The 20,127-nt window shown below is 36.9% G+C and carries 21 protein-coding genes; 8 read left to right on the plus strand and 13 right to left on the minus strand.

What is annotated here, in order from left to right:
- Positions 1 to 621 precede the first annotated feature (621 nt).
- The 3 genes from LUA91_RS19155 to LUA91_RS19165 are packed head-to-tail and all read right to left on the minus strand — an operon-like array spanning position 622 to position 3,052.
- Positions 622 to 981 carry a CoA-binding protein gene (locus LUA91_RS19155; RefSeq protein WP_231427721.1) on the minus strand — a complete coding sequence of 120 codons (360 nt, stop codon included), beginning with the start codon at positions 979 to 981 and terminating at the stop codon, positions 622 to 624.
- 26 nt (positions 982 to 1,007) lie between these two features.
- On the minus strand, positions 1,008 to 1,478 hold the full coding sequence (locus LUA91_RS19160; RefSeq protein WP_231427722.1) for a DinB family protein: 471 nt from the start codon (positions 1,476 to 1,478) through the stop codon (positions 1,008 to 1,010).
- Between the two features lie 32 nt (positions 1,479 to 1,510).
- A complete protein-coding gene (locus tag LUA91_RS19165; protein ID WP_231427723.1) occupies positions 1,511 to 3,052 on the minus strand; it encodes an NAD(P)/FAD-dependent oxidoreductase in 1,542 nt (513 codons plus the stop codon).
- A 202-nt stretch (positions 3,053 to 3,254) separates the two neighbouring features.
- On the opposite strand from LUA91_RS19165, the gene LUA91_RS19170 reads away from it, so the two are divergent.
- The 5 genes from LUA91_RS19170 (at position 3,255) to LUA91_RS19190 (ending at position 6,222) form a co-directional block, all read left to right on the plus strand.
- A complete protein-coding gene (locus LUA91_RS19170; protein ID WP_231427724.1) occupies positions 3,255 to 3,836 on the plus strand; it encodes a LemA family protein in 582 nt (193 codons plus the stop codon).
- An 83-nt stretch (positions 3,837 to 3,919) separates the two neighbouring features.
- The gene (locus LUA91_RS19175; protein ID WP_231427725.1) at positions 3,920 to 4,363 is read left to right on the plus strand and encodes a TPM domain-containing protein; all 444 of its coding nucleotides are present in this window, start codon (positions 3,920 to 3,922) and stop codon (positions 4,361 to 4,363) included.
- 3 nt (positions 4,364 to 4,366) lie between these two features.
- Positions 4,367 to 5,161, plus strand: a complete 795-nt coding sequence (locus LUA91_RS19180) for a YgcG family protein (RefSeq protein ID WP_231427726.1) — start codon at positions 4,367 to 4,369, stop codon at positions 5,159 to 5,161.
- An 80-nt stretch (positions 5,162 to 5,241) separates the two neighbouring features.
- Positions 5,242 to 5,493 carry a hypothetical protein gene (locus tag LUA91_RS19185; RefSeq protein WP_231427727.1) on the plus strand — a complete coding sequence of 84 codons (252 nt, stop codon included), beginning with the start codon at positions 5,242 to 5,244 and terminating at the stop codon, positions 5,491 to 5,493.
- Between the two features lie 168 nt (positions 5,494 to 5,661).
- On the plus strand, positions 5,662 to 6,222 hold the full coding sequence (locus LUA91_RS19190; RefSeq protein ID WP_231427728.1) for an NUDIX hydrolase: 561 nt from the start codon (positions 5,662 to 5,664) through the stop codon (positions 6,220 to 6,222).
- 337 nt (positions 6,223 to 6,559) lie between these two features.
- Here LUA91_RS19190 and dnaA read toward each other — a convergent pair whose 3' ends face one another.
- The 3 genes from dnaA to LUA91_RS19205 all read right to left on the minus strand — a co-directional run bounded on the left by dnaA (position 6,560) and on the right by LUA91_RS19205 (position 10,711).
- The gene (gene dnaA / locus LUA91_RS19195) at positions 6,560 to 7,990 is read right to left on the minus strand and encodes a chromosomal replication initiator protein DnaA (protein WP_231427729.1); all 1,431 of its coding nucleotides are present in this window, start codon (positions 7,988 to 7,990) and stop codon (positions 6,560 to 6,562) included.
- Positions 7,991 to 8,495: 505 nt separating this feature from the next.
- On the minus strand, positions 8,496 to 10,043 hold the full coding sequence (locus tag LUA91_RS19200) for a methylmalonyl-CoA mutase (protein WP_231427730.1): 1,548 nt from the start codon (positions 10,041 to 10,043) through the stop codon (positions 8,496 to 8,498).
- Positions 10,044 to 10,180: 137 nt separating this feature from the next.
- Positions 10,181 to 10,711 carry a hypothetical protein gene (locus tag LUA91_RS19205; protein ID WP_231427731.1) on the minus strand — a complete coding sequence of 177 codons (531 nt, stop codon included), beginning with the start codon at positions 10,709 to 10,711 and terminating at the stop codon, positions 10,181 to 10,183.
- A 190-nt stretch (positions 10,712 to 10,901) separates the two neighbouring features.
- Between LUA91_RS19205 and LUA91_RS19210 the strand changes: the two genes are divergently transcribed.
- Together LUA91_RS19210 and LUA91_RS19215 are read left to right on the plus strand one after the other, a co-directional pair.
- Positions 10,902 to 11,255: an iron-sulfur cluster assembly accessory protein gene (locus tag LUA91_RS19210; RefSeq protein WP_231427732.1), complete on the plus strand. Its 354-nt coding sequence runs from the start codon at positions 10,902 to 10,904 to the stop codon at positions 11,253 to 11,255.
- 102 nt (positions 11,256 to 11,357) lie between these two features.
- Positions 11,358 to 12,587 carry an ABC transporter permease gene (locus LUA91_RS19215; protein WP_231427733.1) on the plus strand — a complete coding sequence of 410 codons (1,230 nt, stop codon included), beginning with the start codon at positions 11,358 to 11,360 and terminating at the stop codon, positions 12,585 to 12,587.
- Positions 12,588 to 12,658: 71 nt separating this feature from the next.
- Here LUA91_RS19215 and LUA91_RS19220 read toward each other — a convergent pair whose 3' ends face one another.
- Genes LUA91_RS19220 through LUA91_RS19240 form a run of 5 tightly spaced genes read right to left on the minus strand, consistent with a single transcriptional unit; the run spans position 12,659 to position 17,296 of the window.
- Entirely contained in the window at positions 12,659 to 13,396 is a 738-nt protein-coding gene (locus tag LUA91_RS19220; protein ID WP_231427734.1) for a tyrosine-protein phosphatase, read from the minus strand.
- Positions 13,397 to 13,412: 16 nt separating this feature from the next.
- Positions 13,413 to 13,970 carry a hypothetical protein gene (locus LUA91_RS19225; RefSeq protein WP_231427735.1) on the minus strand — a complete coding sequence of 186 codons (558 nt, stop codon included), beginning with the start codon at positions 13,968 to 13,970 and terminating at the stop codon, positions 13,413 to 13,415.
- The gene (gene galE, locus LUA91_RS19230) at positions 13,971 to 14,993 is read right to left on the minus strand and encodes a UDP-glucose 4-epimerase GalE (protein ID WP_231427736.1); all 1,023 of its coding nucleotides are present in this window, start codon (positions 14,991 to 14,993) and stop codon (positions 13,971 to 13,973) included.
- Position 14,994: 1 nt separating this feature from the next.
- Positions 14,995 to 15,984, minus strand: coding sequence for a UDP-glucuronic acid decarboxylase family protein (locus LUA91_RS19235; protein ID WP_231427737.1), 990 nt, complete (start codon positions 15,982 to 15,984; stop codon positions 14,995 to 14,997).
- 1 nt (position 15,985) lies between these two features.
- On the minus strand, positions 15,986 to 17,296 hold the full coding sequence (locus LUA91_RS19240; protein ID WP_231427738.1) for a UDP-glucose/GDP-mannose dehydrogenase family protein: 1,311 nt from the start codon (positions 17,294 to 17,296) through the stop codon (positions 15,986 to 15,988).
- Positions 17,297 to 17,475: 179 nt separating this feature from the next.
- Between LUA91_RS19240 and LUA91_RS19245 the strand changes: the two genes are divergently transcribed.
- A complete protein-coding gene (locus LUA91_RS19245; RefSeq protein WP_370633679.1) occupies positions 17,476 to 18,585 on the plus strand; it encodes a 3-deoxy-D-manno-octulosonic acid transferase in 1,110 nt (369 codons plus the stop codon).
- Here LUA91_RS19245 and LUA91_RS19250 read toward each other — a convergent pair.
- Positions 18,563 to 19,069 carry a gluconokinase gene (locus LUA91_RS19250; RefSeq protein ID WP_231427740.1) on the minus strand — a complete coding sequence of 169 codons (507 nt, stop codon included), beginning with the start codon at positions 19,067 to 19,069 and terminating at the stop codon, positions 18,563 to 18,565. The genes LUA91_RS19245 and LUA91_RS19250 overlap by 23 nt on opposite strands.
- A 9-nt stretch (positions 19,070 to 19,078) precedes the next feature.
- Positions 19,079 to 20,089, minus strand: a complete 1,011-nt coding sequence (gene hemH / locus LUA91_RS19255; RefSeq protein ID WP_231427741.1) for a ferrochelatase — start codon at positions 20,087 to 20,089, stop codon at positions 19,079 to 19,081.
- Positions 20,090 to 20,127: the final 38 nt, after the last annotated feature.

Here is a 20,127-nt window from a genome sequence, read left to right on the forward strand (position 1 = left end):
TCTTTTTCTCAACCGCAAATTTATTTTGAAATAAATTTTTGGCCTTTTATCCTTCCCACATCCCCCAGATCCATCTTTTCATTCACAACCGTTTCCTCCGAAGCGGGATGCAAAAGTAGAAAAAAAAAGGCGGCATCCAAACAGTTTACCGCTTTTCTCCCCGTGTTTTCCCTAAGGCGCTGTTTATCAAAGGAAAAAAATCGTTGGCCTCAAGAACATTTTGGACGCGTGAACTGTTATAAGGGGTCTCGCCAAGGTTTACGGGACAGCGGAAAATGTGTCTGCTGGTTTGTGCCGGGTTTAATATTCTATAGGTTGTATAGGTAGAGGAATGGCCATTCAGCGGGAAATTGAGCTAAAGGTCGCAACAATAAGGTTGTTATGGGTTTTTTGAACCATATAGATATAGGACATATAGACTGGCGGGAAAACCTTTTGGCCACAGGTATATACAGGGACACTTGATTACTTTATTTCAGTGATTGCTAAAATAAAGAGATTGGAAAAATCCATAACGGGTTAACGTGTGGATCTGGCTACTTGCGGTAAGCAGGGAACAGAGGGAGAAGCCATGCTTACCATATAATTATATAATGGTAGAGACAGTGCTTTCCAAATAAATTAGTATTGTCCTGTACTTAACAATACCAAAGTACATGCTCTTACTGGTTCGATATTATGCTGATCTAAGAGCTTTTCAAGCTCATAATTTTCGGTACCTGGGTTGAAGATAACTCTTTTGGGTTTTGTATCTATAATATAATCATGATATTGTGGTTGTAAGGCTGGGCCAATATATAAAGTAATGGTATCAATATCGTGGTGTATTTCACCTGGCTTTTCGATTTCTACGTCTGCAACTGCCCCTTTTTTGATTCCTATGTTAACAATATCATGATTGAAGCGCTTTAACATATGTGCGGCTTTGTATGAATATCTAGATGGATCGGGTGAGGCTCCAATAATTAAGGTCTTTTTCATTTTGATTGTTTTTAGTACTCAATATATTACTCGAACTTCGAAAGTAGTGCAATTTGGCCACAATGATATGCATGATGCTGCACCAAGCCGTTTAATAACTCTTCATTAGAAATTCCAGCTTCCAGTGCTGGATTTAGTTTATCTATCAACTCATTATCGAATTGATTATTCTTTAACTCGCCGCAGCACCTGATTAATTCTTCATTCGCCACCTTGAAATCAAAAATAATCTTCTCCCAGGCTTGGGCCGTTTTGCTTTCTGGAATTGGCCAATCTCCCAATGCGGGTTCGGATGCTACATTCCCCATCAACCTTGAAGTTACTTCTTCAGTCCAGGAGATTAAATGAAGTGCAATTTCTGCTATAGAATGTGCATTGGGTATAAAATATTCAAATGCAATTTCTGCTTTAACGTTATTTAATGTTTGCATCGCATGGTTTCCATGCCAAGCATCGCCATTAAAGGCTTTCTGGATTTCATTTGTGACATTGAGCATAAATAAGTAACAGCCCGAAGTTTATAAAGTTTTTATGATGCATTAATGATCGCATTGGCACAATTGATTCCATCGATTGCTGCTGAAACTATTCCACCTGCATATCCAGCCCCTTCAGCACAAGGATACAATCCCTTTATTTGTGGATGCTGAAATGTTTCCTTATCGCGTGGGATACGAACTGGCGAGGATGTTCTACTTTCTACACCAACTAATATTGCCTCATTTGTATAATAGCCTTTAATTTTTTTTCCAAATAATGGTAATGCCGCCTTTAAACTATTCGATACAAATTCTGGTAGAATGTTATCTAACATAACACTTTTTGTACCTGGAAGATAGGAATTCTTAGGCAAATCGATAGAGAGCTTATTGTTTACAAAATCAATCATCCGCTGTGCGGGAGCAACTAAATTACCGCCACCTGCCTCAAAAGCTAATTTTTCTATTTCCGATTGAAAATTTAGCATCCTCAATGGGTCGTAGCCCAGAACATCATCTAATGTAACCTGCACAACTGTTCCTGAATTTGCGAAAGGGTTATTTCTTTTAGAGGGCGACCAACCATTCACTACTATTTCATTTTCACCTGTAGCACAAGGAGCAATGATTCCACCTGGACACATGCAAAACGAGAATACCCCACGAGCACCCACCTGTTCTACCAAACTATAATACGCTGGTGGTAAAAATTCTGATCTTGTACCGCAATGATATTGTGCAGAATCAATTATTTCTTGTGGATGTTCTATTCTAACACCTAAAGCGAAAGGTTTAGCTTCGATTAAAATGTTTTTTTTGTGAAGAAGTTCATATACATCTCTGGCAGAATGACCCGTTGCCAAAATTATATGATCCGCTAAAATTTTATCCTCGAAATTAATTTCGATACCCTTCACTTTGCCAAACTCGGTGATAATATCTGTCATCTGGCTATCAAACATTACCTCGCCACCGGCATTTAAAATCGTATCTTTAATCGAGGTGATGATGTGCGGTAACTTATTTGTACCAATATGAGGACGAGCATCTATAAGAATATCCTTTTCGGCCCCATGATCAACAAAAACCTGTAGCACCTTATTAATGTCGCCACGTTTATTGGATCGGGTATATAATTTCCCATCCGAATAGGTTCCTGCCCCACCTTCGCCATAACAATAATTGGACTCAGTATTAACCAAACCCTGTTTATTTATGGCTGCTAAATCGCGGCGGCGTTGTTTTACATCTTTACCACGTTCGATGATAATCGGCTTTAAACCATTTTCAATGCATTGCAAAGCAGCAAATAATCCGGCAGGGCCAGCACCGATAATTAAAACGGGTTTTGCCTCACTTACATTTGGATAGTTAACGGCTTGAATTTCAACATTAGGCTCTTCATCAATAAAAGCCCTCACCTGAAGACGGAAAATAACCTTTCGAGAACGGGCATCGATAGAGCGCTTTAAAATTTCAAAGCCATTAATACTTGATTCTGGAAGTTTTAAGCCTTCTGCTATTTTGGTGTTAATAACATCTGCTTGATCAACTTGATGAGGGAGCAGCGTAATTTCGAGATCTTTTTGCATATATTTTGTCAGGTTTTTATCCTGAATGAATACAAAGATACAATGAATTGAGATAAATAAACAATATCACATTTGCCAAGCAAATTATAGTTACGCACAATCTGTCAGTAATTTTATAGAAATGTAACAAAGGCATACAATTTGATATCTAATTTGTAAATTGGATAAAATTCAGTTACAACAATAGACAAAAACCATAAAAATGAAAAGATTAGTATTTGGAATTTTAGCTGCTGTGATTGCAGTTAGCACTTTAAGTTCATGCGGATACAACAGCATGGTTAAACTTGATGAGAATGTAAAATCGAAATGGGGAACAGTTCAAACCCAATATCAAAGACGTGCAGATTTAATACCAAACTTGGTGGCAACAGTAAAGGGTGCTGCTAAATTTGAACAAGGTACATTAACAGCTGTAACTGAAGCCCGTGCTAAAGCAACGCAAATGACGGTAAACGCAGATGACTTAACACCAGAAAATATTCAAAAATATCAGGCTGCTCAAGGACAATTAAGTCAGGCGTTGGGTAAATTACTATCCATCACAGAAAATTATCCTGAATTAAGAGCAACACAACAATTTAGCGATTTATCGGCGCAATTGGAGAGTACAGAAAATAGAATAACTGTTGCCCGTAAGGATTTTAATGATGCGGTGCAACAATATAATAGTAAAATTAGGTCGTTCCCTACTAATATGACTGCTGGAATGTTTGGCTTTAAAGCGAAAGGATATTTCGAGGCTGATGCAACTGCTAAAGATGCGCCAAAAGTAGAATTCTAATTAGTTGATTATAACATTTAAGGGTAATGCTTGTTTAATTAATTGAACAAACATTACCCTTTTTACTTCTTAATAATAAAGACATGTCGTTATTTTCAGATTTAGAACAAGATAAAATTGCAAAGGCAATTGCGGATGCCGAAAAAGCCACATCAGGAGAAATTAGAATTGCAATAGACAAAAATTGTGCAATTGATCCCTTTGAACGTGCTACTGAATATTTCGCAGAATTGAATATGGATAAAACATCACAGAGAAACGGTGTTTTGATCTATTTAGCCCACGTTGATCACAAATTTGCCATCATCGGTGATGTAGGAATAAACCGTGTAGTACCTGAAAATTTTTGGGAAACCACCAAAATTGCGATGACTGCCCATTTTGCCAAGGGCGATTTAGCTGATGGAATTATTGCTGGAGTTGCTTTAGCAGGAGAGAAATTGGCATTATATTTCCCTCCAAATAAGGGCGATATAAATGAACTCCCTAATGATATTGTGTATATGGATAATAAACAAAATAAATAAGCGATGAGAAAATTATTCCTGTTATCCTTATTTACCTTCTTATTTGCTTTTGGATTTGCTCAAGATTTCCCTGAAAAACCATCAACCATTGTTAATGATTATTCTGGCGTTTTATCTATTGAACAAAGAGCAATGCTCGAAAAAAAGCTGACTGCTTTTGATGATTCTTCCTCCACTCAAATTGCAATTGCAATATTGAAATCGGTTGGTGATTATGATATAAATGAGTATGCTGTAGAATTGGGTAGAAAATGGGGCGTTGGCCAGAGTGGCAAAAACAATGGAATTATGATTGTTGTTGCCGTTGGCGACAGAAAAATTTCTATTCAAACCGGTTACGGTGTTGAAGGCGCTTTACCTGATGTTTACGCAAAACGCATCATAGATGAAGATATTAAGCCAAATTTTAGAAATGGCGATTACTATACCGGCCTAGACCAAGCGACTACGGAAATTATAAAATATACCAAAGGTGAGTACAAGAACGATAAACCCCGAACTTCTGCATCTGGTAAAAAAGGCGGCATCGGCAGTGTTGCTGTAATTATAATCATTGTGATTATCATCATCATTATCATGCGAAAAGGCGGCGGAGGTGGTGGCAGCGAAATTATTGGCGGACGTGGTGCTTCAAATGCATTGTTTTGGGCCATGCTTTTTGGCAGCGGAAGCGGAAGTCGTGGTGGAAGCAGTTGGGGAAGCGGTGGTTTCGGAGGAGGTTCTTCTGGAGGTGGCGGTGGATTTGGCGGCTTTGGCGGCGGAAGTTTCGGAGGCGGTGGCTCTAGCGGCAGCTGGTAGTTTAGATTTACGACTTTAGATTGAAGATTTACGAAATCTGCCCTGATAAATAAAATGCTAACCTTAACCTCAAATTAAAAATGTACAGAAAAGATTTAATCACAGCGGAGATTCAGAAACTTGCCGAGGTTTTAGCCCGAATAATGGGCTTAAAACTGGAAGGCAAATTAAAAGATGCTCAAGTGATGTTTGATGAAACGATGGAGAAAAGTTTTATTCTGCCAGTTGATATTTTGGAAAGCAGCAACTTATCAGATTTTGAAAATTGGCTGGAATCAGCAAATCTTCCTCCAGAGAAATTAGATTCGTTGAGCGAATTCTTATATTATTAATTAGGAGTTACCGAAGAAAGAAATAAGCTGGTTGCCCCGAAGTTGAATTTAATTTATCAATATCTTTCAGATAAGCATAAGATTGTACATTTGGTTAATTTACATCGGCAGAAAAACATACAGCAATATATTTAATTTAAGATTTTTGATTTACAACTGACGATATTTATGACCAAAATAGAAAAGTGGCAAAAACTTGCCTCTAAATATTTAGTGAGAGAGAAATGGGCGGTTTTAAGGGTAGATGAAGTTAAACTGCCAAACGGAAGCATAAAAGACGATTACTTTGTTTTGGAATATCCAGATTGGGCATCAGCCGTTGCACTAACGGAAGAAGGTAAAATTATCATGGTGAGGCAATATCGTCATGCTGCAGATATTATTTCATTAGAGGTGCCAGGAGGTGTAATTGATGGAGATGAAGGCCCTGAAACTGGTATTAAGAGAGAATTGTTAGAAGAAACTGGTTATACGTTTAAAACCTGTAAACTTATTGCAGAACTTTACCCCAATCCGGCGACATCAACCAATAAAACTTTTACTTATTTATTAACTGGGGGAGTAAAAACCCACGAGCAGCACTTAGATGAGCACGAAATTCTTAATGTTGAAGAATACACGGTCGATGAAGTAAAACAATTACTCAAAGAAAATAAGATTGCTCAATGCATCCACGTAGCAGCTTTACACTATGGCTTGCTGGCACTAGAGCATGTAAATGAGAACTAATCTCAACTATTACAAGAAAACAATAACTCGCTTAAACAAAAAAGTCCTGATTTGAATCTTCGAGGGCACTGAAAAACTACCAGTTGAAAAAGGGCTTATGAATTTTTTATTCCATAAGCCCTTTTCTTTGTGATATTCGCAGTCGCTTGAGTTTTATTTTGCAATTAGACGATTCTAAGAGTCCTTATCTGCCGTTTTTTCTCGATATTTAATAAGACATTTTAGACAAGGACTTTTTCAGTGCCCTCGAAGATTCAAATCAGGACTTTTTTATTTTTATGAATCAATAAGAAGATAGATTTTTTCTCAAAATCATACCCCCTATTTTAAAATTTAATTAGCTCATTTTTAATTTCTTTTGAATATCATGAACGTAAGCCTTGAATTTTTTATCTGTATCAATTAAATCTTCAACGGTTTGGCAAGCGTAAATCACAGTACTGTGATCGCGACCGCCAAAGAAAGCACCAATTGTTTTCAAAGATGATTTAGTATGGCTTTTTGAAAGGTACATTGAAATTTGACGGGCCTGCACAATTTCACGTTTACGTGTTTGCGATTTAACCATATCAACCGGAACCTCAAAATATTCGCAAACCAGTTTTTGGATATACTCCATCGAAATTTCTTTCGAAGTATTTTTTATAAAGTTCTTTAACATTTGTTTAGCTAACGCTAAATCGATCTCTTTCTTGTTCAATGTAGCTTGAGCCAATAAAGAAACCATCGCCCCTTCTAATTCACGAACATTATTGTCGATATTATGGGCAACATATTCTACCACTTCACCAGGTAATTCAATACCATCAGCGTACATTTTCTTTCTTAAAATCGCAATACGCGTTTCCAAGTCAGGAATCTGTAAATCTGCTGATAAGCCCCATTTGAAACGACTCAACAACCGCTCTTCCAAACCTGCTAAATCTTTTGGTGCTTTATCAGATGTTAAGATAACCTGTTTGCCTGATTGATGTAGATGGTTGAAAATATGGAAGAAAATATCTTGTGTTTTTTCTTTACCTGCAAAGTTATGTACATCATCCATAATGATTACGTCCATTGCCTGGTAAAAATTAACGAAATCGTTAATGGTATTGTTCTTTAATGAATCTACAAACTGTTGGCAGAATTTTTCGCAGCTTACATAAATAACCAGCTTATCTGGCATGCTCCGTTTAATTTCGTTACCAATTGCTTGTGCCAAGTGCGTTTTACCTAAACCAACGCCGCCATAAATCATTAACGGATTAAAAGAAGTACCTCCTGGTTTGGCAGCAACAGCATAACCTGCAGAGCGAGCTAAACGATTACAATCTCCCTCGATATAATTTTCGAAAGTATAATTGGCATTTAATTGTGGATCAACATTTAATTTTTTTAATCCAGGGATAATAAAAGGGTTTTTGATATCCTTGTTGATCGAAACAGGAATTGGCATAGATTGTACTTTTGCCTCTGCCCCATTTCCGTTTGATGGCATATTGGTGGTATACGGGCTACCACTGTTTGATGATTTATCAACAACGATATTATATTCCAACCTGCCATCCTCTCCAAGTTGCTTTTTCACAGTCTTGCGTAGCAAGCCTACGTAATGTTCTTCAAGCCATTCGTAAAAGAACAAACTTGGCACTTGTATGGTTAAAACCTTACCTTCCAATTTAAGGGCTGTTATAGGCTCGAACCAGGTTTTGAAACTTTGGTTCGGGATGTTATCCTTAATAATTTGAAGACAGTTCTTCCATACTTCGGTACAAGTTTTTTCCATTGCGATTTCTTTAATTTATTGGTTTACAGTGCCGATTCGAAATAATAGGATGGTCCGTTTCGGGACTACGAATATTGAGAAAATTATCAACATTTTAAACAAAAATTTCAAATAAATCGTAACGTACTGATAAGGAATAGGGTAGCCTAGTTAACCTCAATTTTTTGTGTTGATAACTATTTATTAACACCAGTTTTCCACATTCTACCTATCTAACGCTCATATTGAGGCATAATTTCGAATCCTATTTAGAAAAGCAAAATCTAAGCCATTACAGAAGCAAGCCGGGCTGTATGCTATAGTTTTTATTTGTAAACTACCAAAAAGCTGATTATCAAAGCCATTATTTTAATACAAATAAAAAGCTGCCGCTTCCATCCCGTTTAATTGGCAAAAACTGTGGTAATATTTTCCGTTTTCGTTCATAACGCATACAGAAGATTTACTATTGAAATGTCGAAGCTTCATTTAAAACCTGATCTACTTTAAAAAATAGTTTCAATCACTAATATTCTCCAAAAACTTTACGCAATACATCGGCTATTTCGCCAAGTGTGGCGTATTTTTCAACAGCATCAATAATGAAAGGCATTAGGTTTTCGCTCCCGGTTGCAGCTTTTTCCAATGCATTTAAGGCATTTAGCACTTCTTCATTATTTCGTTCTGCTTTTAAATGATTTAATTTTTCTGTCTGCAGTACACGTATGGAGTCGTCGATATTAAAAACCTCTGTTAACCCTTCCTCTGCTTGTGTAAATTTATTTACCCCAACTGAAATGCGCTCAACAGTTTCAATTTCCTTTTGATATTGATAGGATGCGCTTGCAATTTCATTCTGCATATAATCGCTTTCAATGGCATTTACCGATCCGCCCATCGCATCAATTTTATCGATGTACGCCCAGGCCGCAGCCTCTACCTCATCAGTTAAATTCTCTACAAAGAAAGAACCTGCCAAAGGATCGACCGTATCGGTTACTCCACTTTCAAAGGCAATAATTTGTTGTGTACGTAAAGCAATTTTGGCAGCAGCTTCCGTTGGCAGTGAAAGCGCCTCATCGTAACCATTGGTATGTAGTGATTGCGTTCCGCCAAGTACTGCAGCCATAGCCTGGTTAGTTACCCTTATCACATTATTTAATGGTTGCTGGGCGGTTAATGTTGAGCCACCTGTTTGCGTATGAAAACGCAACATTTGTGCTTTTTCATCTGTAGCTCCTAAATCTTTGGTAATTTTTGCCCACATTCTTCGAGCTGCCCTAAATTTTGCAATTTCTTCAAAGAAATTATTGTGACAGTTAAAAAAGAATGATAATCGTTTTGCGAAAATATTAATATCCAAGCCTTTCTGGAGTGCCGCTTTTAAATAGGTTTTCCCATTAGCTAAAGTAAAGGCCAATTCTTGCACGGCAGAAGATCCTGCTTCTCGAATGTGATAACCAGATATGGAAATCGTATTCCATTTTGGCACTTCCTGACTGCAGAATTCGAAAATATCGGTTATTAACCGCATAGATGGCTTTGGCGGATAGATATAGGTTCCCCTTGCGGCATATTCTTTTAAAATATCATTCTGTATGGTTCCTGAAATTTGCTTTAAATCTGCCCCTTGCTTTTTAGCCAAGGCAATATACATGGCCAATAGAATAGATGCTGTGGCATTGATGGTCATTGAAGTAGTAATGTTTTTCAGCTCAATTCCATCAAACAGGATCTCTATATCTTTTAGCGAATCAATCGCTACCCCAACTTTTCCTACTTCTCCATCAGCCATTTCATGATCAGAATCGTAACCGATTTGCGTAGGCAGATCAAAAGCTACAGATAAGCCAGTTGTTCCCTGGGCCAATAAATAATGATAACGCTTATTTGATTCTTCGGCAGTTGAAAAACCTGCATACTGACGCATGGTCCATAATTTTCCGCGATACATATCTTTCTGAATCCCTCGTGTAAAAGGAAATTCACCCGCTTTTTCTTCCATTGGCTGGGTAGAGGTATAAATCTCTTTTATCTCAATGCCAGAAGTGGTAGTATGTTTTTTATCGCTCATAATGGTTGTTCTGGTTGATTAGTTTTTTCGTTATTTGGTTATCGCGGCTTTTTTAAATTATTAAATATATAAGATTAACAACACCTAAACACCTCCATCAAACCAACCAAAAAACCAAATATCTAAACAACTAGCCATTAAAACATTTTTTGAATATCTTTTTTGATTAATTCTATTGTCAAATCGTATGGATTTTCATCGATGCTGGCCATGTGCTGCAATATTGCTTTACTCAATTCAATTCCATTTGCATCAGCAGGCAGACCTTGTACAGCATTGTTTATCATGGCAATGGTATCATCTTTAAGTTTTCGAACAACAGTCCAAGTCACACTATCCACATATAGTTGTTGGGTAATATTGTGTTGATATTCCGAACGTACTTCATTTAAAATGCCGGCCTGCAAAGTTCCAATGCCAATTCCTTGCTGATGCAAGCGAACCAGCAAATTTGCAGGATTGATTCTATCGGTAAAAATGATTAATCGCTCATGCGCCTGCAAACGTAAAGGCAATAAATGCGCTCTACTTTCTTTGTTCAGTTCAATATTTTTTAGGTTAAAAAACCGTTGTATATCGTTCTTCAATATATAGTAAAGCGCCATTAAGGCTAAAAAGATACCTGCAAATAAGATTACTATATCAGTTAAAACTTGTTGAATATTCATGCTATTGTTTAAATACGGTAATATTAACCATCCGTTAAAAGCAAAAATGTGCATTATTATTTATATTTCCTCTAAGAATACATATTCTCAATGGTAAAGGAGAGAACGATAAATTGCTTTTTTATGATGTTAATTATTATTTATATAAAAGCAATTTATCTAAGTTTGTAACAGATAAAATTTAAATAACATGAGCACAACAGTTGATACATCATTTGCACCAGTTACTTTTTCAGAAGGTGCAGCAAAAGAGTTATATAAATTAAAAGATCAGCAGGAAATTAGCGAAGATTATGGTTTACGCGTTGGCGTTGAGGGTGGTGGCTGTGCTGGAATGAATTATATTTTAGGTTTTGATCAAAAGAAAGATGGCGATCAGGAATTTTTTATCGATGGCATTAAAGTTTTCATGAACAAAGCACACCAAATGTATTTGATGGGTATGATGATTGATTGGCAAGATGGCTTAAACTCACGTGGTTTTACATTTGTTAATCCAAATGCAACGAGTACCTGTGGTTGCGGAACAAGCTTCTCGGCATAAATAAAATAATATTGTAACATATAGTGCAGTCCCTTTGTCTAAACATCGGGACTTTTTTTATTTTTACAGGCTTTGTCCGCCAAACGCTTAGCGCAATACTAAATGAACTACAGAGAAAACATCAGACTGGCATTAGAATCTATTAAGGGCAATCGTTTACGTACCATGCTTACTGCCCTAATTATTGCAATAGGTTTAATGGCCTTGGTTGGTATTTTAACTACACTTGATGCTGTAAAGAAAAGTATGACAGATGCTTTTAGTAGCATGGGCGCTAACTCATTCACCATTAGAAACCGTGGTACAGGAATTAGGATTGGAAATGGAAAAAGACCAAAACCATTTAAATCTATCCGCTATGAGGATGCAACTAAATTTAAAGAAGGCTTAGTTGCACCAGCTACTGTTGCGGTAAGTGTTTTTGCAAGTGGTGGTTCTACGGTTAAATATGGTACGCTAAAAACCAACCCCAACATTAATGTACAAGGTATTGATGAAAATGGTTTGGCTTCACAGGGCTTAAGTTTATCTGAAGGCCGAAATTTTGGACTATCGGAAGTTGCCATGGGAAGCAATGTATGCATTGTTGGTGGTGAGGTGGTAGAAAGACTCTTTAAAGATTCTGATCCGATGGATAAATTGATAAACGTTGGGAATAATCGATTTAAAATTATAGGGGTTTTGGCAAAAAAAGGTTCGAGTATGGGTTTTAGTGGCGATAGGGCTGTTTACGTTCCCTTGCTTAAAGCCAAACAGATTAATGCCAACGCCAATCCTTCTTATACCATTACAGTGATGGTTGGCGATAATAACGACCAGGAAAATGTAATTGGAGAATCAACTGCTTTATTTAGAAATATTCGCAAGGTAAAAATTGGTGAAGGGAATAATTTTGAAATCACTAAAAGTGATGCGATTGCTCAAACCTTATTTGAAAACCTTGCTTTCGTAGCCATTGGAGGAGTTGCCATCGGTATTATTACATTATTGGGCGCATCAATCGGATTAATGAATATCATGTTGGTAAGTGTTACTGAACGAACAAGAGAAATAGGAATTAGAAAAGCTATTGGTGCTAATCCGCAGGTTATTCGTCGTCAATTTTTAATTGAAGCTGTGGTAATTTGTTTAATGGGAGGTGTGCTGGGAATATTTCTGGGGATAGTTTTAGGAAACGTGATATCGCTTGCCATGGGTGGAGCTTTCATTATTCCATGGTTTTTTATTATCGGAGGTTTCGCACTTTGTGTTTTGGTCGGAATTGTTTCAGGCTATTATCCTGCAAAAAAAGCATCGAAATTAGATCCAGTGGAGGCATTGAGGTATGAATAGTAGGTTAACTGCTAATCGTTATAATTGATGATTAGCAAATCTATTGTTGTAGCCTGATAAATGTTTAACTCTTAGATTAATACATTATTTAATTGATGCTGACTTAAAAGACGTTGCATCAATGGCGTTGTTAGGCTATCTTCGAGCGCTGCTGCGTGTTTAAGGTGGTGCATATCGCTGCCGATAAAATCAACCAAATGATTCTCCACCATTTCTTCGGCTACCTTTTTAGCGCCCGAGCCATAATATCCTGTTAATGCGATCGAATTCATTTGCAACATGCAACCTGTTTCTTTTATCTGCTGATAACTTTCGAACGACCCATAATAGTAAGGGTATCTTTCGGGATGGGCAAGAACAGGTTTGTAGCCTCCATCTTGCATCATTTTAATGATATCAAAAAGGTTTTGTGGTGCGTTGATGTAAGACAATTCAAAAAGCAAGTAATTACTTCCGAAAGTGAGTACTTCTTTTTGCTTGATTTTCTTTTCTAAAGTTTCATCAAGGTAATATTCTGCGGCTGCATCAACCTCCAGATCCAACTGAATTTCCTGCAAACCTTTTCTTAAAATATCTAAACCTCTATGAATAGTATCTGGTGTGTTCCGAAAATAATCGGCCATGATATGCGGAGTTGCAATGAGTTTTTTAAAACCTAAGGCCTTGAACTTTTTAGCAATTAAAAGCGAATCATTTATGGTTTGAGCGCCATCATCTATCCCTGGAATAATATGTGAATGCATATCGGTTCCAATATTTGAAAAATTAAATTCGGGTACTATTTTCTTCTTTTTAAATAATCCGAACATAATTGGGACTCGTGGCTTAATTAATTTCCCTTGGCAAACTGGATGCCTCGGCTGATGCCGCTAATTTAGAAGAATAGATTTTATCGAGCAAATTATTTAGGTTTTCACTTAAATCAAACTGCAAATCTTCGTGTAGTTTTCTGTATTTATTGATGGTTACCGCAACAGTTTTAATGTAGAATGAAGAAAACAAAATCATATAATCGCGATAGCCTAAAATAGATCTGCGGTAATCGAATGGAACATTATTTAAAATGAATATTTTCAGCTCCACCTCTCCTATCGGATCTTTGGTTACCTTATAAAAATGATTAACCGATGTGATCATTTTCCTAACTTTTACTAAAGCTTCTTTGGCGTTAAGCTTTTTAAGTTCAGGAATTTGTTCGCTCACATCGGCTTTAATTTTTTCCTTACGGTCTTCCAGATCAATTTCGCTTTCCAAAAGTTTGTAGTGAAGGTGTTCTGTGAGCACTTTATCTTTAGCTATTAAGCGCAACAAAAGTCTGTCTTTTTCTTTAACAGGCAAATCTGTAATGGCGCTCTTTAGATTTTTGTGCTCTGATAATTTCATTTAAAAAGGATTAGCCTTGATGTATTTTTCCCACTCCCAAGCCGAACGCATCATCTCATTAATATCCAGATTCGCTTTCCAGCCCAATTCGTTGTTTGATTTTTGAACATCGCCATAAATCTGAACAATATCGCCTGCTCTTCGTGGACCAATCTTATAATCAAGTTTTTCTCCAGTTACGTTTTCGAAAGCTGAAATAATTTCCAAAACTGAAGAACCTTTTCCAGTTCCGATATTAAAAACTTCATAGTTGGATTCTGCTTTACTTTCTTCCAAACGTTTAATAGCGGCAACGTGAGCTTTTGCTAAATCAACTACATGAATATAATCGCGAATGGCAGAACCATCTGGTGTTTCATAATCATCGCCATGAACCGTAATCGGACCACGTTTTCCAATGGCTGATTGTGTAATAAAAGGAACAAGATTTGCCGGAACACCATTTGGTAATTCTCCAATTAACGCCGTTTCGTGTGCACCAACCGGATTGAAGTAACGCAATGCAATAACATTTAAATCTGGTGTAACCGAAGCAGTTTCGGCTAAAATTTCTTCAGCAATCTGTTTGGTATTTCCGTATGGAGATTCTGCTTTTTTAACATCTGCAGCTTCTGTAACTGGCAAACTATCTGGCTGACCATAAACTGTACATGATGATGAAAACACAAAATCAATCTTTTTATTAAATGATACAAGTAGATTGATCAGTCCGTAGAAATTGTTTTTATAATATTTTAAAGGTTTTTCTACTGATTCGCCAACAGCTTTGTATGCTGCAAAATGGATAATACCGGTGATGTCCGTATTGTTTTCGGCAAAATTTTGAACCGCCTTATCATCCTGAAGATCAATTTCTACAAACTCAAACCACTTACCGGTAATGGCATGCAATTGGGTTATGATTTTGATATTGGAGTTAGAAAGATTATCTACAATAATCACTTCATACCCTGCATTGTGTAATTCAACTACGGTGTGCGAACCAATGTATCCTGTTCCGCCGGTAACTAATATTTTTGACATCTTAACGGTTAAATGTGGTGAAATCTTTATGATCTATTTTTGCCAAAGCCTCTGGGGGCAGTGATTTAAAATACTCGTATGTAATTTTTAGTCCTTCTGCACGGCCAACTTTTGGCTCCCAACCTAAAATTTCTCTCGCTTTTGTAATATCAGGTCTTCTTTGTTTCGGATCATCTTGTGGAAGTTCTTTATAAACAATTCTTTGCGAAGTGCCAGTGAGTTTAATAATCTCTTCACAAAATTGTTTAATGGTGATCTCATCAGGATTTCCAATATTTACTGGCTGTGCATAATCGCTCATCAATAAACGATAAATTCCTTCAATTAAATCATCTACATAACAGAAAGATCGTGTTTGGCTGCCATCACCGAAAACTGTTAAGTCTTCTCCGCGTAAAGCCTGGCCTATAAAAGCAGGTAAAACACGGCCATCATTCAATCGCATTCTTGGTCCGTAAGTATTAAATATTCTCACTATTCTGGTTTCTACACCATGAAAAGTATGGTAGGCCATGGTAATGGCCTCTTGAAAACGTTTGGCTTCATCATAAACACCACGAGGACCAACCGGATTTACATTCCCCCAGTATTCTTCTGGTTGTGGGTTAACATTTGGATCTCCGTAAACTTCTGAAGTAGAAGCAATCAGCATTCTCGCATTTTTATTTCTGGCCAAACCTAATAAATTATGCGTTCCTAAAGAACCTACTTTTAATGTTTGAATAGGAATTTTAAGGTAATCGATTGGGCTTGCAGGCGAGGCAAAATGAAGAATATAATCCAGATTGCCTGGAATATGCACAAATTTAGAAACGTCATGATTGTAGAATTCAAAATTCTCCAACTTAAAGAGATGCTCAATATTGGCCATATCTCCAGTGATCAGATTATCCATTCCGATAACATGAAAACCTTCTTTTACGAAACGATCACATAAATGCGAACCTAAAAACCCAGCCGCACCTGTAATTAAAATTCTCTTTTTTCCCATCTTAATCTATCAGTTTTCTTCCTATGCTATTGTAATAATAGCCAAGATCGATCATTTTTTGTAAATCATACAAATTACGACCATCAAAAACCACTTTATTTTTTAATGCTAATTCCATCTTATCAAAATCCGGGTTTCTAAAAACCGACCATTCTGTAGCTATTAGCAGTGCATCAGCATTTTCCAAAGCTTGGTATTGGTTTTTGGCATAGCTAACTTTATCGCCAATAATATTTTTAACATTGTCCATCGCTTCGGGATCGAAAACAGTAACTGTAGCACCGTTCTCAACCAAGGCATCAATTATATATAATGCTGGTGCTTCACGAATATCGTCAGTTTCTGGTTTAAAGGCCAGGCCCCAAAGTGCAAAATGTTTGCCCTTAATATCGTTTTTGTAATATTTTAAAACCTTATCAACTAAAATGGTTTTCTGGCGCTCATTTACTTCCATCACAGATTTTAAAATCTGGAAATCATAGGCGTAATCATCAGATGACCGAACTAAAGCCTGAACATCTTTAGGAAAACACGAACCACCATAACCTACACCAGGAAACAAAAAGCGCTTGCCGATACGGTCATCAGAACCAATGCCCTTTCTCACCGCATCAACATCGGCACCAACCAACTCACAAAGATTGGCGATTTCGTTCATGAACGTGATTTTGGTTGCCAGAAAGGAATTTGCAGCATATTTCGTCAGTTCAGAAGAACGCTCATCCATAAATAGAATTGGGTTTCCCTGGCGAACATAGGGTCCGTAAAGTTCGGACATTAATTTTTTGGCTTTCTCGCTTTTTGTACCCAAAACCACACGATCGGGCTTCATGAAATCATCAACGGCAACACCCTCTCTTAAAAACTCTGGGTTTGATACAACATCAACTTCAATGTTGGTATTTGCGGTAAAAACAGCTTTAACTTTATCTGCCGTTCCAACTGGCACTGTAGATTTGTTCACAATCACTTTGTATTCAGTGATAAGTTTGGAAATATCTTTTGCAGCACCTAAAATGTATGATAAATCGGCAGCTCCATCTCCACCTGGAGGCGTTGGTAAAGCCATAAAAATGATTTGCGCATCTTTAATCGCATCAGCCAAATTGGTGGTAAACGTTAATCTGCCCTGCTCTATATTTCTGTGAAACAATATATCTAATCCTGGTTCATAAATTGGCACCTCACCATTCTGCATTTTTTGCACTTTACGCTCATCAATGTCAACGCATATTACATCGTTTCCTGTTTCTGCTAAACATGTTCCGGTAACCAAACCTACATATCCGGTACCAATAACGGCTATCTTCATATATTTTTAACTTTTTAAATATATTCGTTTTATCTTGGGCACGAAGATAGGAATTTACAACAATGCTTTTGCTTTACATATTAGGAATTAGGGTTTACAATTTAATTATTTTGATTTTTTCGCTGTTTAATAGCAAAGCGAAATTATTTGTTAATGGCCGGAAAAACCTTTTTAACCGCATGGAGCAGACCATCGATTCACAGCAAAAACACGTCTGGTTTCACTTTGCATCGCTGGGCGAATTTGAACAAGGCAGACCAGTCCTGGAGAAATTAAAAGCGCTTCATCCTTCAAAAAAAATCGTGGTTACTTTCTTTTCTCCTTCGGGATATGAAATCAGAAAAAATTATGCTTTGGCAGATGTTTTCTATCTTCCTATTGATACGTTGAGCAATGCAAAGCGATTTATCGACCTCATCAACCCCGAAATGGCCATTTTTACAAAATATGAATTCTGGCATTTCTACTTCAAGGAATTGAAAAGTCGCGATATTCCATTATATATAATTTCAGGTATTTTTAGACCGAGCCAGGCTTTTTTTAAATGGTATGGTAGTTTTTACAGGAATATTCTAAAATCAGTTACGTACTTTTTTGTACAAAATGAGGAAAGCAAAGCTTTACTGAATTCGATTAATTTGACAAATGCTACAATTAGCGGCGACACCAGATTTGATCGTGTTTACGAAAATGCACAAAAGCCAAAACAGTTATTGGACATTGAGCAATTTTTAGGCGATTCGCCAACTTTGGTTTGTGGAAGTACCTGGCCTGAAGATGAGAAATTACTTTCTAATTTACCAGAGCAATATCCTAATTGGAAATTTATAATTGTCCCACATGAGATTCATGAAAGCCATATAGAAAGTATCGAAAAACAGTTCTCAACTGGCAGTTTACGATTTTCTATGTTGGATTCACAAACGCAATCTGCCACATACCAAACGCTTATCATTGATAATATTGGTATGCTGTCTTCTTTGTATCAATATGGCAAGGTTGCTTACATTGGTGGAGGATTTGGTGCCGGAATACACAATACTTTAGAAGCTGCAGCTTTTGGTTTACCTGTAATTTTTGGTGTGAAATATGATAAATTCCAGGAAGCAAAAGACTTGATTGCCATTGGTGCTGCGAAATGCATTTCTAATACTATCGAATTACTTGCTGCTTTTGAAGATTTCTCTACAAACGAAAATGCATCAATCAGAGCTAAAAAATATGTGGAGGAGAAAAAGGGAGCAACAGATCAGATTCTTTCTATGATTACAAAACCAACCCAGCCTTAACCACATCTTCTACTATTGCAGAAATTTCCTGATCTATAGAAACTTCAAAAATGTCTTGTTCGTCTTCTTGAGGTTCTTCCAGCGTATTGAATTGACTTTCTAACAAACTAGATGGCATGTATTGATGCGATCTTTTCGAAATTCTATTGAATATCAAATCGTAGCTTCCCTTCAGGTAAATAAATTTCATCGAGGGGTTATCTTTCCTAAGTAGATCACGATATTTTCTTTTCAAGGCAGAACAAGCAATAATGCAAGTTGTTCCATGCGCTGCGTGATCGTGCCCTACTTTGGCAATTAAATTTAGCCAATCAAAACGATCTTCATCAGTAAGTGGAATACCAGCAGCCATTTTATCTACGTTTCGCTGTGAATGTAGGTTATCACCATCAATAAATTCAGCATTTAATTTTGGCGCAAGTGCTTTTCCAATAACGGTTTTACCACTTCCAGAAACGCCCATTAAAATGATAAAACTTCCCATATCTACATGCTAATTTACCATTCCAGCTAATGCTTCGATAAACACCGGACTATCGTTTAAACTCTCTACCAATTGAACATGTTCGCCACCCAATGTTTTAAACTCTTCATGATATTCTACTGTAATTTCGTAAAGTGTTTCTAAACAATCGGCTACAAAAGCAGGACTAAAAACCAGCAAACGTTTTTTTCCTTCGGCTGCTAATTTTTTTAAAACATCTGTAGTGTAAGGCTGTACCCACGGTTCTTTACCTAAACGCGATTGAAAACAAACGGTGTAATTATCTTTTGGAAGATTTAACTCGTTAGCAATTAATCTAGCTGTATCGTGTCCCTGAGCAGAATAACAATATTTATTTGTGTCGTTTAGTGTTTGACAACAATCAGTAGTTTTTAAGCAATAACTTCCTGTATGATCACATTTTAATAACTGGCGTTCAGGCAATCCATGGAAACTGAACAATACATGGTCATAGCTTTCTACATCATGTTTGCGGGCATTTTCAGCAAATACTTTGATCATTAATTCATTATCGTGAAACGAATTAACAAAAGATATTGGTGGTACCGTTTGCCACTTGCTTACCAATTCCATCACCAATTGCATTACCGAACCAGAACTTGCTGATGCATATTGAGGAAACATTGGAATTACCTGAATGCTTTCTACCAAACCCGCTTTTAAGTTTGCCAGAGCCGATGCAACTGATGGGCTTTGATAACGCATGGCCAATTCAACATGGTAATCATCGCCTAGTCTTTCTTGCAGCATTTTAGCTTGCAAACGACTATAGTATAACAATGGAGAACCATTCTCATTCCATATTTCTTTATATAATTTAGCGGTTTTCGGGCTTCGGAAAGGAACGATAATTCCCTTTACTAATAAGGTTCGGTTAAACTTAGGTATATCAATTACCCTTTCATCCATTAAAAATTGATCTAAATATTTTTTAACGTCTGGAGTTTGCGGACTATCGGGTGTTCCTAAATTAACCAGTAAAATTCCCTTCTTGCTCATGTACTATTAAGAATATGTTTTGTGGCGCAAATATCGCC

This window comes from Pedobacter sp. Leaf250 (genome assembly GCF_920984735.1).
GTDB lineage: Bacteria > Bacteroidota > Bacteroidia > Sphingobacteriales > Sphingobacteriaceae > Pedobacter.

Bases quoted from the DNA above. Each gene is read 5' to 3' on its own strand.
- LUA91_RS19215 (WP_231427733.1), top strand. From the start codon at position 11,358: ATGAACTACAGAGAAAACATCAGACTGGCATTAGAATCTATTAAGGGC.
- LUA91_RS19190 (WP_231427728.1), top strand. From the start codon at position 5,662: ATGACCAAAATAGAAAAGTGGCAAAAACTTGCCTCTAAATATTTAGTG.
- LUA91_RS19235 (WP_231427737.1), bottom strand. From the start codon at position 15,984: ATGGGAAAAAAGAGAATTTTAATTACAGGTGCGGCTGGGTTTTTAGGT.
- LUA91_RS19185 (WP_231427727.1), top strand. From the start codon at position 5,242: ATGTACAGAAAAGATTTAATCACAGCGGAGATTCAGAAACTTGCCGAG.
- LUA91_RS19240 (WP_231427738.1), bottom strand. From the start codon at position 17,296: ATGAAGATAGCCGTTATTGGTACCGGATATGTAGGTTTGGTTACCGGA.
- LUA91_RS19225 (WP_231427735.1), bottom strand. From the start codon at position 13,970: ATGAAATTATCAGAGCACAAAAATCTAAAGAGCGCCATTACAGATTTG.
- LUA91_RS19220 (WP_231427734.1), bottom strand. From the start codon at position 13,396: ATGTTCGGATTATTTAAAAAGAAGAAAATAGTACCCGAATTTAATTTT.
- LUA91_RS19155 (WP_231427721.1), bottom strand. From the start codon at position 981: ATGAAAAAGACCTTAATTATTGGAGCCTCACCCGATCCATCTAGATAT.
- LUA91_RS19250 (WP_231427740.1), bottom strand. From the start codon at position 19,069: ATGGGAAGTTTTATCATTTTAATGGGCGTTTCTGGAAGTGGTAAAACC.
- galE (WP_231427736.1), bottom strand. From the start codon at position 14,993: ATGTCAAAAATATTAGTTACCGGCGGAACAGGATACATTGGTTCGCAC.
- LUA91_RS19205 (WP_231427731.1), bottom strand. From the start codon at position 10,711: ATGAATATTCAACAAGTTTTAACTGATATAGTAATCTTATTTGCAGGT.
- LUA91_RS19175 (WP_231427725.1), top strand. From the start codon at position 3,920: ATGTCGTTATTTTCAGATTTAGAACAAGATAAAATTGCAAAGGCAATT.
- LUA91_RS19180 (WP_231427726.1), top strand. From the start codon at position 4,367: ATGAGAAAATTATTCCTGTTATCCTTATTTACCTTCTTATTTGCTTTT.
- LUA91_RS19160 (WP_231427722.1), bottom strand. From the start codon at position 1,478: ATGCTCAATGTCACAAATGAAATCCAGAAAGCCTTTAATGGCGATGCT.
- LUA91_RS19210 (WP_231427732.1), top strand. From the start codon at position 10,902: ATGAGCACAACAGTTGATACATCATTTGCACCAGTTACTTTTTCAGAA.
- LUA91_RS19165 (WP_231427723.1), bottom strand. From the start codon at position 3,052: ATGCAAAAAGATCTCGAAATTACGCTGCTCCCTCATCAAGTTGATCAA.
- LUA91_RS19200 (WP_231427730.1), bottom strand. From the start codon at position 10,043: ATGAGCGATAAAAAACATACTACCACTTCTGGCATTGAGATAAAAGAG.
- dnaA (WP_231427729.1), bottom strand. From the start codon at position 7,990: ATGGAAAAAACTTGTACCGAAGTATGGAAGAACTGTCTTCAAATTATT.
- LUA91_RS19170 (WP_231427724.1), top strand. From the start codon at position 3,255: ATGAAAAGATTAGTATTTGGAATTTTAGCTGCTGTGATTGCAGTTAGC.
- LUA91_RS19245 (WP_370633679.1), top strand. From the start codon at position 17,476: ATGGAGCAGACCATCGATTCACAGCAAAAACACGTCTGGTTTCACTTT.
- hemH (WP_231427741.1), bottom strand. From the start codon at position 20,089: ATGAGCAAGAAGGGAATTTTACTGGTTAATTTAGGAACACCCGATAGT.